At 66.5% G+C, this 13,847-nt stretch carries 13 protein-coding genes and 1 pseudogene; 9 read left to right on the forward strand and 5 right to left on the reverse strand.

The window, feature by feature from the left end; genetic code table 11:
- Positions 1–159 precede the first annotated feature (159 nt).
- The 6 genes from ACFOMF_RS15890 (at position 160) to ACFOMF_RS15915 (ending at position 7,706) form a co-directional block, all read left to right on the forward strand.
- Positions 160–747, forward strand: a complete 588-nt coding sequence (locus ACFOMF_RS15890) for a fructose-2,6-bisphosphatase (RefSeq protein ID WP_386366647.1) — start codon at positions 160–162, stop codon at positions 745–747.
- A 159-nt stretch (positions 748–906) separates the two neighbouring features.
- Positions 907–2,451: an MBOAT family O-acyltransferase gene (locus tag ACFOMF_RS15895; protein WP_386366649.1), complete on the forward strand. Its 1,545-nt coding sequence runs from the start codon at positions 907–909 to the stop codon at positions 2,449–2,451.
- A gap of 23 nt (positions 2,452–2,474) precedes the next feature.
- Complete coding sequence (locus ACFOMF_RS15900) at positions 2,475–4,382, forward strand: HAD-IIIC family phosphatase (RefSeq protein WP_386366651.1); 1,908 nt, start codon at positions 2,475–2,477, stop codon at positions 4,380–4,382.
- Positions 4,375–4,623: an acyl carrier protein gene (locus ACFOMF_RS15905; protein WP_386366653.1), complete on the forward strand. Its 249-nt coding sequence runs from the start codon at positions 4,375–4,377 to the stop codon at positions 4,621–4,623. Before ACFOMF_RS15900 ends, ACFOMF_RS15905 begins: the two co-directional genes overlap by 8 nt.
- A 3-nt stretch (positions 4,624–4,626) precedes the next feature.
- Positions 4,627–5,661, forward strand: a complete 1,035-nt coding sequence (locus tag ACFOMF_RS15910; RefSeq protein WP_386366655.1) for a hypothetical protein — start codon at positions 4,627–4,629, stop codon at positions 5,659–5,661.
- Positions 5,662–5,750: 89 nt separating this feature from the next.
- A complete protein-coding gene (locus ACFOMF_RS15915; RefSeq protein WP_386366657.1) occupies positions 5,751–7,706 on the forward strand; it encodes a DNA topoisomerase III in 1,956 nt (651 codons plus the stop codon).
- On the opposite strand, the gene ACFOMF_RS15920 is transcribed toward ACFOMF_RS15915, so the two are convergent.
- From ACFOMF_RS15920 to ACFOMF_RS15930, 3 genes are all read right to left on the reverse strand, one after another.
- Entirely contained in the window at positions 7,661–9,199 is a 1,539-nt protein-coding gene (locus ACFOMF_RS15920) for an L-lactate permease (protein WP_386366659.1), read from the reverse strand. The two genes, ACFOMF_RS15915 and ACFOMF_RS15920, sit on opposite strands and share 46 nt — an antisense overlap.
- A 3-nt stretch (positions 9,200–9,202) precedes the next feature.
- Positions 9,203–10,204 carry a 2-hydroxyacid dehydrogenase gene (locus tag ACFOMF_RS15925; protein ID WP_386366661.1) on the reverse strand — a complete coding sequence of 334 codons (1,002 nt, stop codon included), beginning with the start codon at positions 10,202–10,204 and terminating at the stop codon, positions 9,203–9,205.
- A 188-nt stretch (positions 10,205–10,392) separates the two neighbouring features.
- Positions 10,393–10,866 (reverse strand): GreA/GreB family elongation factor, encoded by a 474-nt coding sequence (locus ACFOMF_RS15930; protein ID WP_386366663.1) that lies wholly within the window; start codon positions 10,864–10,866, stop codon positions 10,393–10,395.
- A 137-nt stretch (positions 10,867–11,003) separates the two neighbouring features.
- On the opposite strand from ACFOMF_RS15930, the gene ACFOMF_RS15935 reads away from it, so the two are divergent.
- Positions 11,004–11,387 carry a hypothetical protein gene (locus ACFOMF_RS15935; protein ID WP_386366665.1) on the forward strand — a complete coding sequence of 128 codons (384 nt, stop codon included), beginning with the start codon at positions 11,004–11,006 and terminating at the stop codon, positions 11,385–11,387.
- Positions 11,388–11,393: 6 nt separating this feature from the next.
- On the opposite strand, the gene ACFOMF_RS15940 is transcribed toward ACFOMF_RS15935, so the two are convergent.
- Positions 11,394–12,149, reverse strand: coding sequence for an SDR family oxidoreductase (locus ACFOMF_RS15940; protein WP_386366667.1), 756 nt, complete (start codon positions 12,147–12,149; stop codon positions 11,394–11,396).
- Positions 12,150–12,388: 239 nt separating this feature from the next.
- Positions 12,389–12,787 (reverse strand): 3-phosphoshikimate 1-carboxyvinyltransferase, encoded by a 399-nt coding sequence (locus ACFOMF_RS15945; protein ID WP_386366669.1) that lies wholly within the window; start codon positions 12,785–12,787, stop codon positions 12,389–12,391.
- 123 nt (positions 12,788–12,910) lie between these two features.
- Between ACFOMF_RS15945 and ACFOMF_RS15950 the strand changes: the two are divergent.
- Together ACFOMF_RS15950 and ACFOMF_RS15955 are read left to right on the forward strand one after the other, a co-directional pair.
- Positions 12,911–13,042 (forward strand): annotated as a pseudogene (locus ACFOMF_RS15950) (FKBP-type peptidyl-prolyl cis-trans isomerase); the annotation flags it as partial.
- A gap of 67 nt (positions 13,043–13,109) precedes the next feature.
- Positions 13,110–13,505, forward strand: coding sequence for a hypothetical protein (locus ACFOMF_RS15955; protein ID WP_386366671.1), 396 nt, complete (start codon positions 13,110–13,112; stop codon positions 13,503–13,505).
- Positions 13,506–13,847 lie beyond the last annotated feature (342 nt).

Genomic DNA, 13,847 nt, shown 5'->3' on the forward strand with positions numbered 1-13,847 from the left:
GACGCCGCCTGCGCTTCAGACATGGAGGATTCGCGCAGTGGCGAGGCGGGCCGCTCTCTTTCGGAGGAGCACAGCCGGAGCAGCACCGCTTCGAGCTGTATGGCCGCGCTGCGCTGATCGGCGAGCCCATCAGGGTCGAGCAACTGGTCACCGGAGCACTTGGCCATCAGCACTCCTAGACAGATCATTCTCGTTCGCCACGGCAGGCCCCAGCACAGCAATCCCGGCTGGTGCACCCCGGCCGAGATGAAAGGCTGGATCGAGAACTACAACCGCGCCGAGGTCGCCCGAAGCGAGCTGCCGCCGGACCTGATCGAGCAGGCACGGCACTGCGGCACAGTGGTCAGCAGCTCCGTCTCGCGCTGCGTGCAGTCCCGCCAGTACCTGGTTTCCGAACGCCCCTGCGAAAGTGACGAGCTGTTTGCCGAGGCCCATCTGCCCTATCTCGACTGGGCCTGGCCAAGGGCACCCTCACTGCTCTGGCGCTTCCTGTTTCGCCTGGCCTGGTTCGCCGGTTTCGCCCGCCACACCGAGGCCGTGGCGGCCTCCGACAGGCGTGCCCGGGTGGCCGCCGACCGCTTGATCGAACTGGCCGAGCGCCACGGCAGTGTGATGCTCATCGGCCACGGCGTGATGAACATCCTCATTGCCCGGCATCTGCGCGGCCGCGGGTGGAAAGGCCCGACGCTGCTGTATCTGCATGATTACTGGCAGGTCAGCAGTTACCGCGAGGATGTCCGGCGCTGACGAGCGGGTGACCGAGCGGGTTACGCCACAGGCTAGACAGGGCCAGAAATTCTGCAACTTTCTGTTACATAGCACGTCCATACCTGAGCATCAGAGACGCGCGCACGTGGCCACGCGGGCGCCGTCAGCCATGGGTATGCAGTACAAGGAATCGCCGCCGTGCTCTTCAACTCGCTCACCTTCATCCTCGGCTTCCTGCCGGTGGTGCTAGCCGGGTTCTATTTCCTGACCAGCAACGGCCGGCCGCGCTTCGCGGCGATCTGGCTGACCCTCGCCTCGCTGGTGTTCTACGGTTGGTGGAACCCCTTGTATGTGCCCCTGCTGGTGGGCAGCGTGACCCTCAACTTCCTGCTAGGCGGCTACCTGATCCGCCACCCGTCGCGCCTGGCGCTGACCCTTGGGGTGGCGGCCAATCTCGGGCTGCTCGGCTACTACAAGTACACCGGCTTTCTGCTGGGCAGCCTCGATCAGGCGTTCGCCCTGAACTGGCAGGTCGAGGATATTCTGCTCCCGCTGGCCATTTCCTTCTTTACCTTCCAGCAGATCGCCTATCTGGTGGACGCCAGGGACGGCGAGGTGCAGGAGCACGATTTCGTCCACTATTGCCTGTTCATCACCTTCTTCCCGCAACTGATCGCCGGGCCTATCACCCACCACGGCGAGATGCTGGCGCAGTTTCGCGAACGCACCACCTTTCGCCCACGGCTGGGCGCCCTGTCCATCGGCGCCACCATCTTTGTGCTGGGCCTGTTCAAGAAGGTGGTGATCGCCGACCCGCTCGGCGAGACCGCCTCACCCGTATTCGCCGTGGCAGCGGCGGGCTCGATCCCCTCCCTCTATGACGCCTGGATCGCCGCGCTCACCTACACACTGCAGATCTATTTCGATTTCTCCGGCTACAGCGACATGGCCATCGGCCTCGGCCTGCTGTTCGGCGTCCGGCTGCCGACCAACTTCGACAGCCCCTTCAAGGCGAGGAATGTGATCGAGTACTGGTCGCGCTGGCACATGACGCTGACCCGTTTCCTCACGGCCTACATTTACAACCCGGTAATGCTGCGCGTTACCCGGGCGCGGCTGGCAGCGGGAAAACCCCAGCCACGACGCGGCAAGATGACGCCAGGGGCCTTTTTTGCCCTGGTCGCCTATCCCACAGTGCTGACCATGTTCATTTCCGGGGTCTGGCATGGCGCGGGATGGCAGTTCGTGGTGTTCGGCCTCCTGCATGGTTTCTATCTGGTGGTTGCCCATGGCTGGCGTGCCTACAAGGCCCGGCGGGGCTGGAAGCTCGATAGCGAGCATCCACTGCATCGCACCCTCGCCGTGCTGCTGACCTTCGGTTGCGTGGTAGTGGCCATGGTGTTCTTCCGAGCGGCCGACGTGCCGGCAGCGCTGGCCATTCTCTCCGGCATGCTCGGCCTCAGCCCGGATCCAGCCGACCTGACCCGCGCCGATGGGAGCAGCTTCCTGATGATCGCCCTGCTGCTGGCATTCGTCTGGACCCTGCCCAACCTGCAACAGTGGATGAAAGCCTACGACACCGCGCTCCATGCACGCCCGCGTCCGCACTGGCTGCAGCGCCTGCCTGCACTCCACTGGCGCCCGACACCGGCGCTCGGTGCAGTCGTGGGCGTGCTCGGCTTCTTCGCCCTGGCTCTGGCCTTCTCGGTCGCTCCTACCGAGTTCCTCTATTTCCAGTTCTGACCTACCGACAAGGGAGCATTCTGATGGACCAGCTTCTCTGGCTACCGCCTCACCCGGACCTGAGCGCCGCCATCGGTGCAGCCAAGCGCGAAACGGGGGCCTGTGCCCGGCTGGCACTGGCGGCTTCGCTGGCGGGGTATCGCCGGGACTTCATCCAGACCGGACGCCTGGACCGCCTCGCCAGCGACGGGCTGGCCGATGCGCCAGCGGGCTTCGCCAGCTTGCGCGTCGCCCTGCTCGCTTCGCACACGGTCGACCACCTGCTGCCAGCGATCCGCGTCGCCGGGCTGCAGCGCGGCCTGGCGCTCTCGCTGCATGCGGCGCCCTATGGACAGTACCGCCAGGCCTTGCTGGGGAATGATCCTGTACTGAGCGATTTCGCCCCGCAGGTGGTGCTGCTGGCTCTCGATGCCACAGAGGCGCCGCTGCAGTTGCCGCTGGAGGCGACGCAAGCCCAGGTGGACGCCGCGGTCCGCGCGCGGGTCGACGAACTGCGACTGCTGTGGGCGCGCGCGCGCGAGCGTTTCGCCGCACAGGTCATTCAGCAGACCCTGGTACCGGCCGATCCGCCGTTGTTCGGCAGCTTCGAAGGCCTGCTGCCGGCCGCCCCGTTTCACCTGATCGACCAGCTCAATAGCGCGATCCGCAATGCCGCGCGCGAGGAAGGCGTACTTCTGATGGATCTCGCCTGGCAGGCGGCGCAGGGCCTGTATGGCGCGGGCCTGGCAGATCCGGTGCGCTGGCATCAGGCCAAGCAGTTGGTGAGCCCGACACTGGCACCGCTCTATGGCGATCAGGTGGCCCGCATCCTCGCCGCGGGCCTCGGCCGGTCGCGCAAATGTCTGGTACTGGATCTGGATAACACCCTCTGGGGGGGTGTGGTCGGCGATGATGGCCTGGAGGGTATCCAGCTGGGTCAGGGCAGCCCAACCGGCGAAGCCTTTCTCGCCCTACAGCGCTATGCAACGCTGCTGTCCCGGCGCGGCATCATTCTCGCGGTCTGCAGCAAGAACGACATCAAGGTGGCGGAGGCCGCGTTTGGGCACCCGGAAATGCTGCTCAAGCGAGGCGACATCGCCGCGTTCGTGGCCAACTGGGAAGACAAGGCGGGCAACCTCCGACGCATCGCCGCCTCCCTGGACATCGGCCTGGACAGCCTGGTGTTCGTCGACGACAACCCTGCCGAGCGGGAAATCGTCCGTCGTGAATTGCCGGAAGTGGCCGTGCCGGAGCTACCCGAGGACGTCGCCGACTACCCGGCACGAATCGCCGCCGCAGGCTACTTCGAGACGCTGTCCTTCACCGCTGACGATGCCAGCCGCAGCCGCAACTACCTGCTCAACGCCGAGCGCAAGGCAGCGCTGGGTCAGGCCACCGACATGGACGGCTACCTGCGCAGCCTGGAGATGGTGATGAGCGTCACCCGGATCGGCCCGACCGAACTGAGCCGGGCCACCCAGCTGATCAACAAGACCAACCAGTTCAACCTCACCACGCGGCGCTACAGCGAAGCCGAGGTCGAGCGGCTCGCCTCGACGCCAGGCGCGCTCGGGCTGGCCGTGCGGCTGGCCGACAGGTTCGGCGACAACGGTCTGATCTGTGTCGTCCTGGCCCGACCGGATGCGGCCCTGGATGCAGACGAATTGCTCATCGACAGCTGGCTGATGAGTTGCCGGGTGCTTGGCCGGCAGGTCGAGCAGGCGCTGCTCGCCGTGCTTGCCGAAGCCGCCGCGAAGGCCGGCTGGAAGGCCCTGGTAGGCGAGTACCGTCCCACTCCTCGCAATGCCATGGTCGCCGAGCATTATCCCCGGCTCGGTTTCGACCAGCGTGGGACGCCCGAGGCCGCCGAACCGGAGGCCACCTTCTGGCGCTACACACTCGGTGCAATACCCTCCTCTCACCCCTTCATTCAGGTAGTGACCCATGACTGAACAGGAAATCTACGACGCTCTGACCCAGGTCTTTCACGACGTCTTCGATGATGACGACATCGTGCTCAACGCCGAGACCACCGCCGACGATATCGACGGCTGGGACAGCCAGACCCACGTACTCTTGATCGTCGCCGCCGAGCAGCGCTTCGGTACCAAGTTCCGCACGGCGGAGCTGGAGTCACTGAAAAACGTCGGCCATTTCGTCCAGGTGATCACCGCCAAGCTCAAGGTACGCTGAACCATGAGCGTTGTGGAGCGGACTTCCTCACCCGACGAGGGCACCTCGTCGAGCCGGATCGGCGGGCATTATCTGCTGGCGATGGCGGGCGGGCTGCTTGGGGCTCTGGTGTTGTTCGCCGGCGTCCTGCTGACTCTGGAGCGGACCGACCATCTGCCGCCCCCGGCCTTTTCCAACAGCCTTTGCGTCGACGAGAAACTCGGGTTCCTGCGCAGCCACCGGCTCGATGACCCGGACCTGCTGGTGATCGGCTCCTCGGTGGCCTGGCGCCATTTCGACGGTGCCGCAGTGGTCGAAGCCTCACCAGGCACCCGCCCGCTCAACGGCGCCTTCTGCGGCCTGCATGCCAACCAGTCGGCTTACGCCGCGCACTGGTTGCTCGATCGCGAGCCGGGCATCCGCCAGGTGGTAATGATCGCCGATCCGCAGGATTTCACCGGCTGCTGGCGTGTCCGCGAGGCGGTCTTCGACCGCGACGATGCCGACCGCTACGTCTACGGCGAGGCTTCATCCTGGCCCTATTACCTGCGCTACTTCGCTCCCGTCTCACTGGTACGCAATGCCCTGGGTATCCAGGACCAGCGCACCGCCCGCAACGAATGGGACCCCCTGGTATTCGACCGCTTCGGTGACGGGCCGCTGGACACCCCCAACAGCCGCGGCCTGCTCTATGGACGGCCGGAGCCTCTGGACCCGGTCTGCTTCGATGCCCTGCGGGCGCTTGCCGAGCGCCTGCACCACCAGGGCATCGGCTTTACGCTCGTATCCACCCCGCTGCACCCGGACTGGAAGGCCCGCCACGACCCGCAGCGCCAGCTGCTCGACCGCTTCGACCGGCAGCTAGCGCAAAGCCTGGCAGGCACCGACGCGCATTACTGGAACGCTGACCGCGACCATGGCATGCCGGCAGCGGCTTTCGTCGACGCCATCCACCTGCGCTGGTCCGCCGCCCGTCTTTTTTCAGCCGATCTGGCCCGTGCACTGCGCGCCAGAGAGGCAGCCATGCGTGACGATGCAACGCCGCCTCCCGCCAGCTGAGCCACAAAGCTGGATGGATATACAGATTATCGTTGCATCCGGCGTTGCCGCTGCGCATGCTGGCGCCATCGCTTCTGGTGGCAGCGCCCATGCAACTCTATCTCTGTGAAAAACCCTCCCAGGCCAAGGATATCGCCCGGGTTATCGGCGCCAACCGGCGTGGCGAGGGCTGCTGGGTCGGCCAGGGAGTAACGGTCACCTGGTGCATCGGCCACCTGCTGGAAACCGCGCCACCGGACGCCTACGACCCGCGCTATAAGCGCTGGGTGCTGGCTGACCTGCCCATCGTGCCCGAACGCTGGAAGCTCCTGGTCAAGCCGAAGACGGCCAGTCAGTACAAGGCGGTCAAGCGGCTCCTGGGTGAAGCCCGCGAACTGGTGATCGCCACCGACGCCGACCGCGAAGGCGAAATGATCGCCCGTGAACTGCTGGAGCATTGCCGCTATCGAGGTCCGATCCAGCGTCTCTGGCTGTCCGCACTGGACGACGCCTCGATCCGCAAGGCACTGGCGGCGCTCAAGCCCGGCGCGGACACCTTCAACCTCTACCATGCCGCGCTGGGCCGCTCGCGCGCCGACTGGTTGATCGGCATGAACATGAGCCGACTGTTCACCCTGCTCGGACGCCAGTCGGGTTACCAGGGCGTGTTGCCGGTGGGCCGGGTGCAGACCCCGACCCTGCGCCTGGTGGTCGACCGTGATCGCAGCATCGCCGACTTCGTCCCGGTCGCCTTCTGGGCCATCGATGTCACCCTGCAGGCCGAGGGCGCCGTCTTCAGCGCCCAGTGGCGGGCCGACGAGTCGCGCTGCGATGACGCGGGTCGCTGCCTGGATCAGCCCTACGCACAGGCCGCCGCCGACGCCCTGGGGCAGGCCGCCAGCGCCCGTGTGGGCAGGCTGAAAACCGAACGCATCCGCGAAGCAGCACCGCTGCCTTTCGACCTCGGCACCCTGCAGGAAGTCTGCTCGAAAAAACTCGGCCTTGGCGCCCAGGAAACCCTGGACATCGCCCAGGCGCTCTATGAAACCCACAAGCTCATCACCTACCCGCGCAGCGATTGCGGCTTCCTGCCGCTCAGTCAGCATGCTGAGGCGGCCGTCATCGTCTCCGCGCTCGCGCGTGCGGACTCCGGACTGGCGCCGTTGCTGCCGCATCTGGACACCGCGCGGCGCTCACGCGCCTGGAACGATGCCAGGGTCGGCGCCCACCACGGCATCATCCCCACCGCCGCGGCGGCCGCCTTCGAGCGCCTGAGCGGCAAGCCTCGCGCGGTCTACAGCCTGATCCGCGCACGCTACCTGGCGCAGTTCCTGCCCAACCACGAGTACGATCGTACCCAGGCCGACCTGGACTGCGCAGGTCATCGCTTGCGGGCGGTGGGCAAATGCATCGTCGAGCCGGGCTGGAAACGCGCCCTGCCCGAAGCCCTGGCGCCGGCCAAGGGCAAGGAAGCCCCGCCTGTGCAGGCGCTACCTGCCCTCCAGCAGGGCCAGGACTGCGGCGTCCTCGAAGTGAAGCTCAAGGACCTGTTGACGCAACCGCCCAAGCCCTTCACCGAAGGCGAGCTGATCAAGGCCATGAAGAACGTCGCCCGCCTGGTGGAAGATCCTCGGCTCAAGCAGAAGCTCAAGGACACCACCGGCATCGGCACCGAGGCGACCCGCGCGGGGATCATCCAGGGCTTGCTCGACCGCGGCTACCTGACCAGGCAGGGCAAGGCCCTGGCCGCCACCCCGGCCGCCTTCAGCCTGATCGACGCAGTCCCCCGCGCCATCGCCGACCCAGGCACCACGGCCATCTGGGAACAGGCGCTGGACATGGTGCAGAGCGGCGAGATGAGCCTCGAGGAGTTTGTCGCCAAGCAGTCGGCCTGGATGAGCAAGCAGGTCGAGCGCTGCGCCGGCCTGCGCCTGGACATCGGCGGCCCGCCCGGCGCCCCGCCGTGGAAGAAAAAGCGCAAGGCCGGCCCGCGCAAGGCTTCCGGCCCGCGCAGTGGCGCTCAGACGAAGACCAGCAGCGCCAGCAGACCTCCGAGGAAGGCGTAGAGCAGCGCCACCCAGAGTGTTCGCCGCAAGACCTCGCCCTCCTTGCCCACCAGGTTAACCGTGGCGCTGGCGGCGACGATGTTGTGCGGGCAGATGATGTTGCCCACCGCCGCGCCGAAACCCTGGGCGCCAAGCAGCGGCAGCGGTGCCATTCCCAGGCGCTCGGCAGTCGCCTGCTGGAAGTCGGTGAAGAGGATGTTCGACGCCGTCGCCGAGCCGGTCACGAAGGTGCCCAAGGTGCCCACGAAAGGCGCGAACAGCGGCCAGTAACCTCCAGTGGCACCGGCGGCGGCCAGCGCCAGGGTATCGATCATGCCCGCATGGACCATCGCCCGTGACAGCGAGAGCATGGCCAGCAGCGCCAGGGTCACTGGCAGCAGGCGGCCCAGCACCGCGCCGACCGCCTCCTTCAACGCCTCGGGGGACGCGCGCTGAATCAAGGCTCCGGCGAAGAAGCTGAGCAGCAGCAGCGTCCCGGGGTGATAGAGCACCGCCATGCTGCCGCTGAAGGCCGCGTAGCTCCAGCTTAGCGTGACCCCCTGAAGCAGCTCGCGCAGCGGGGGAATGAGCCGGGTGATCAGCACCAGCGCCACCAATGCCAAGTAGGGCGCCGCCGCACGCAGGAGTGCCGCGCCACCTGGCGTAGCTGCTCCGGCACCTCTCTGGCGCTCGCGCCGACGTACCATGACCAGCCCCACCACGAACGCCAGGGCGCCCAGCAGCGCACCCGCCAGGGTCGGCAGCTCGGGACCGATGAAGGTGGCGAGCAGGTAGAACGGCAGCAGGAAAGCGGCCGCCGCAAAGATCGGCCAGCCCCATTGCGTCAGGCCGATCGGCTTGCCGCCGGGAAAGGCGCGGCTGACCAGCAGCATCACCACCAGCGGCATGATCCAGCCCAGCAGCACGTGGTAATTGGCGGTCACCGCCGCCAGCTCCAGTCCGGTAAAGGGCGTGACCGCCATCTGTGGCAGGATAGGCGTACCCACCGCGCCAAAGGACACCCCGACTGCGTGGCCCACCAGGGCGATGCTGACCGCCTCGACCCGGTTGAACCCGGCGCTGACGAGAAAGGGCGCGGCCAGTGCCACCGAGGTGCCGAAACCGGCGGCACCCTCGATGAACAGCACAAAGAACCAGGCGATCAGCAGCGCGACGATGCGCGGGTCTTCCGACAGCTGCCCCATGGCCTGGCGCAGCACCTCGATGGCTCCGGTGCGGGTCTGCAGCTCATGGATGCAGAGCGCCGGAAAGATGATCCAGAGAATGGTCAGCGCCAGGAACAGCGCCTCGGCCAGGGCCCCGCCGGTGGCCACCGCGACGCCCAGTTCGGGCAGCACCCGGGTGCCGTAACCGAAGGCGAACCAGGCAATCGCCAGGGTCATGAGCAGGCCGATGGCGCCAGAGCGGGCCGCCGACCAGCGGAACCCCACCATGAGCACCAGAATGGCCAGGATGGGCAGCGCGGCCAGTCCCGCGAGCAATGCGATCGGCATGGGTCAGGCCATGTGCTGCACGGTGACCTGGTGCAGGGTCCCCTCACCTCCCTCGTAGGCCGTGATGTTGGTCAGGGTGGTCTCGGCGATATTGGTCAGCGCCTCGGCGGTGAAGAACGCCTGGTGCCCGGTGATGAGGACATTGTGAAAAGTGATCAGGCGCATGAACAGGTCGTCGTTGATCACCCGCTGCGACAGATCCTGGAAGAACAGCTTTTCCTCCTCCTCGTACACATCGAGCCCGAGGTGGCCGATCTTGCCGCGCTTGAGCCCCTCGATCACCGCCCTGGTGTCGACCACTCGGCCGCGCCCGGTGTTGATCAGCATCACCCCGTCCTTCATCTGGGCGATGGCCTGATCGTCGATCAGGTGGTCGGTCTCCGGGGTCAGCGGGCAGTGCAGGGAGATGATATCGGACTCCGCGTAAAGCCGTTCCAGCGGCACGTACTCGACGAAGTCCTTGGCATCGGCGCTCGGATGCGGGTCGCTGGCGAGAATGCGGCAGCCGAAGCCGTGCATGATCTCGGCGAAGATCAGGCCGATCTTGCCGGTGCCGATGACGCCCACGGTCTTGCCGTGCAGGTCGAAGCCGATCAGGCCGTCCAGGGAGAAATTTCCCTCCCGGACGCGGTTGTAGGCGCGGAAGGTCATCCGGTTGAGGCTCAGTACCAGCGCCACCGCGTGCTCGGCCACCGCATGCGGCGAGTAGGCCGGCACTCGGCCGACGGTCATCCCCAGCGCTTCGGCCTCGGGCAGGTCGACGTGGTTGAAGCCTGCCGAACGCAGCGCGATCATCCGCGTTCCGCCCTGGTGCAGGATCTGCAGCACCTCATGGTCGAGACGGTCGTTGACGAAGGCGCAGACGGCCGGGAAGTCCTGGGCCAGCGGTGCCGTCTCGGCGGTCAGCCGGGCGTCGAAGTAGACCAGCTCGTGCTGATGCGCCTCGTTGGCACGGTCAAGAAAGGTTCGGTCGTAACCCTTGGTGCTGAATACCGCCACGCGCATGGGCTGGCCTCCTGAATGGGATGATGATGGTAATGACGCAAGCGCCAGCCGCCCGGCGCGGCCGGTCGAGCTTGCCCGCGGCCCGGCCTGGTGTCCATGCCAGCGGCAGGGTCATCGACCGGCCCCGGGCACAGATGTTCCTCGACGAGTCTAGCCGGCCGCGCCCAGGCCACAAGCGACAAGGCCGATCAGTACACCGCCAGCACCTCGTAGTGCTGCGGCTGTCCGTTGACCCTGATCTCCACCTCGTCGCCAGCCTGCTGTTTCAGCAAGGCCTGGCCCAGGGGAGAGCGCGGCGAGATGACCAGCACTTCGCGGCCCCGATGCGAGACCTTCAGTCCCGCCCCGTCTGGACCGAGAAATACCCAGCGTTCGGCCTCCTCCCGGGCCAGGGCGACCAGTGCGCCGACCCGGATTCCACCCTCGCTGGGAGCGGTTGAAAGCAGTCGAAAGGCAGCCAGCGCCAGTTCGATCTCATGCAACCGGCGACGCTGCCCGTCCGCCAGATAGGCCGCTTCCAGACCGCGGGTGTCGTATTTGTTCTCGGCCTTGCTTTCGCTGTGGGTGGCCGCTTCGTGGGCCTGCTGCAAGGCTTGCCGGGCGACGTCCCGGTCGGTCTCGAGGGTGCTGAGGATCAGGCGGACGAGTTCGGCTTTGTTCATGGCGGCATCACGGGCGCAAAGGCGCAGCCTACCCCACTCGGGGGATCGGATGCCCGTTTATCGCCGATCCTGGCAGAACAAGCGAACCGATGGGGTCCCTGACATTCCAAGGACACACCGATCACAGCGGAGTCACAATGAACAGAATACAACTGGCCAGCCTGGCCGCCCTCGGATCGCTGCTGTTGAGCGGGACGACCCTCGCCGCCGATAACGCCTGCCTGCTCGAGGGCAGCGCCACTTTCGGCGGGCAGACCATCGAGATCCGCGACTGCCTGCAGAACGAAGGCGTTCCCGCAGAGCAGTTCACCCAGATGTGTAATGAGCTCCAGGAAATGGGCGCGCAGATGGGCGACAGCGCGCCGGAGATGACCTTTCTCGCCGCCTGCCCCAGTGGCGCCCTGGGTCGTTGCGAAGGTTTGCTCGGTCAGCCGCTTTCGGGCCACTACTACAACCAGGACGCGGACCAGTTGGCCGCGGTACAGAACGCCTGCGAGCAGCAGAACGGCGTCTGGCGCTAGGCCAGTTCAGCGCCCGCCGGCCAGGTCGATGAAGGTCGCCGTGGCGTAGGAGGCCTCGTCCGAGAGCAGCCAGAGGATCGCCCTGGCCACCTCCTCGGGCGCCCCGCCCCGCTGCATGGGCACGCTGGTTCGCAAGCGTGCTACCCGCCCCGGCTCGCCGCCGCGCGCATGGATATCGGTCTCGATCAGCCCCGGCCGCACCGCGTTGACCCTGATTCCCTCGGCGGCCACCTCGCGGGCAAGCCCGAGGGTCAGGCTTTCGATGGCGCCCTTGGAAGCGGCATAGTCGATGTATTCATGGGGCGCCCCGAGGCGCGCGGCCATCGACGACAGGTTGACGATGGCGCCACCCCGCCCACCCAGCCGCGTAGACATCCTCCGCACCGCCTCCCGTGCGCAGAGAAAGCTGCCCAGTACGTTGGTGGTCAGCACGCGCTCGATGCGCTCAACGGACATCTGCTCCAGGCGCATCTGCCGTTCGAGGATGCCGGCGTTGTTGACCAGGGCGTCGAGCAGGCCGAGCCGGCGATCGACGAACCCGAACAGCGCCAGCACCTGTGGCTCCTGGGAGACATCGGCGCGGAAGGTCAGCGCCTCCCCGCCCGCCGCGTTGATCTCGTCGCGCAGTGCCTCGGCCGCCTCGTCGTCACTCAGGTAGTTGATACAGACCCGGTAGCCCCGCTCGGCGGCGAGCCGCGCCGTGGCCGCGCCGATCCCCCGGCTGGCGCCCGTGATCAGAAGCACTTTGCGCGTCGCGCTCATAGGAGCTCCCGCCGTTCGGCAACCTGCTACCTCCTGAGTGTAGTCGCGTCCCGTCAGTTGCGAGGAACTGGCGGTCGCACGATGGTGCCTCAGTTACCTCCAACCCAGCGGAGCAACAGCCATGAGCGACGATGACAAGAAAGACGAGCAGCAGGACGTTCCCGCCCATTCCCGTCTGGAAGAGCGCGAGCGGGTGAAGGATCGCACCCGGGATCAGATTCCGCCGGGGTCATCCTGACCTAGGCGCTGCGGAACCAGTCCCAGATGCCCAGGGAGAAGCCGGGAAAAATGTCGATGCCCAGCGCCGACTTGATCAGGTAGAGCAAGCCAAGACCCGCCAGCAGCAGGCCGAGCAGCACCAGCGAGAGCATCATGGCCTTGGCGCCGCGCGACAGATCCCGCTCCAGCCGGCTCAGGTCGCGGCGGTTGCGCCCGGCGAGAAACACGAAGTAATAGCGCCAGCGTCCGAACCGCAGCGTGCCGCGCAGGTCCACCTTGTGCCTGCCCCAACTGCGCGCGCCAAAGGCCACTTTCAGCGCCGCCAACTGCTCGGGGGTAAAGGAATTCTGGAGATCCTCCGGCAGGCGCTCCTTGAGGCCGATGACGAAGGGGTCCTGCTGTAACTCTACTGACTGCACGTGGAGGGTCCTGACTGCGGGTTCTTCTGGCTATCGGCCGCACCGGCGAAAGCCACAGGTCGAAAGCGCGACGGCCGGCAGCGTACCGACGAACTGCACCCAAGCCAATACCATGGGACGGACGGCGGCAAGCGCAAGCTCAAGGTTCCTGCGCATCTGTCCTATGGTGAGCGGCAGATCGGCGAGCGCATCTTGCCGCATTCCAATCTCATCTTTGAAATCGAACTGCTCGAAGTACTGACCCGCGACGATTGACACGGCAGCCTTTGCCCACTGGCGCCGGCTGGGCCACACTGCAGGCCCCCCTTTTCGTGGAGCCCTCATGCCCAGCCCCATCGCCCAGGCCCGCCGCGCCGTTCTCAGCCACCCCGATGCCCTCGACTGTACCCTCTACCGCCCGGATGAACGCGACGGAGAGGAGGAACGTGACCTCGGCGATGGCCGGCTGTTGTTCACCGGCCCCTTCCAGCCCCCCGCCGACTGGGATGCCAGCACCCGCGAGGAGTACTTCGATGGAAACGCCGACGATGACTTTCTCACCGCCTTCATCGAAGGCGAGGCGGAACCCGGATCCCCTGGCCACTTCACCGCTGAACCGGGCGACTATGCCGCGGTGGTCGGCACCGACGCCAAGATCGCCATGTACTACGTCTACGACCGCCTCGACGGCGACCAGGCAGGCGGCTATGTGCTGATCCGCGAGCCGGAACTGGACTAGGGTCTGTTGCCATTTCGTTCGCGGCCGCGCCGGAGCCTGCGGAACGCCGCCCGACCTGGCGCCATTTGCCGCTGCAACGCGGCTCGCGACGAAACGGCAACAGACCCTAGGCTCCTGGCCCGGGCATCGACACGAACGAATCACTCCAGCGCCACGCGATCCGACCTCTCATGCGTCACCCACTGGGGAAGGTTTCCGGCCATGGTCAGCGTGATTCCTGTCCTCGCGAGGCTGCAGCAATGGGGCCAGTTTCAGCCGACCGCTGATCCAGCGGTCGGAACTTACCTGACGCTTGCCGACCCGAATGAACATGGGCGCTGCATCGCAAGTGGCGAAATCAGA

Source organism: Stutzerimonas tarimensis (assembly GCF_042648805.1).
GTDB classification, from domain to species: Bacteria; Pseudomonadota; Gammaproteobacteria; order Pseudomonadales; family Pseudomonadaceae; genus Azomonas; species Azomonas tarimensis.

Coding starts and splice junctions, on each gene's coding strand:
- ACFOMF_RS15900 (WP_386366651.1), top strand. CDS start 2,475: ATGGACCAGCTTCTCTGGCTACCGCCTCACCCGGACCTGAGCGCCGCC.
- ACFOMF_RS15935 (WP_386366665.1), top strand. CDS start 11,004: ATGAACAGAATACAACTGGCCAGCCTGGCCGCCCTCGGATCGCTGCTG.
- ACFOMF_RS15930 (WP_386366663.1), bottom strand. CDS start 10,866: ATGAACAAAGCCGAACTCGTCCGCCTGATCCTCAGCACCCTCGAGACC.
- ACFOMF_RS15940 (WP_386366667.1), bottom strand. CDS start 12,149: ATGAGCGCGACGCGCAAAGTGCTTCTGATCACGGGCGCCAGCCGGGGG.
- ACFOMF_RS15955 (WP_386366671.1), top strand. CDS start 13,110: ATGCCCAGCCCCATCGCCCAGGCCCGCCGCGCCGTTCTCAGCCACCCC.
- ACFOMF_RS15905 (WP_386366653.1), top strand. CDS start 4,375: ATGACTGAACAGGAAATCTACGACGCTCTGACCCAGGTCTTTCACGAC.
- ACFOMF_RS15920 (WP_386366659.1), bottom strand. CDS start 9,199: ATGCCGATCGCATTGCTCGCGGGACTGGCCGCGCTGCCCATCCTGGCC.
- ACFOMF_RS15915 (WP_386366657.1), top strand. CDS start 5,751: ATGCAACTCTATCTCTGTGAAAAACCCTCCCAGGCCAAGGATATCGCC.
- ACFOMF_RS15910 (WP_386366655.1), top strand. CDS start 4,627: ATGAGCGTTGTGGAGCGGACTTCCTCACCCGACGAGGGCACCTCGTCG.
- ACFOMF_RS15925 (WP_386366661.1), bottom strand. CDS start 10,204: ATGCGCGTGGCGGTATTCAGCACCAAGGGTTACGACCGAACCTTTCTT.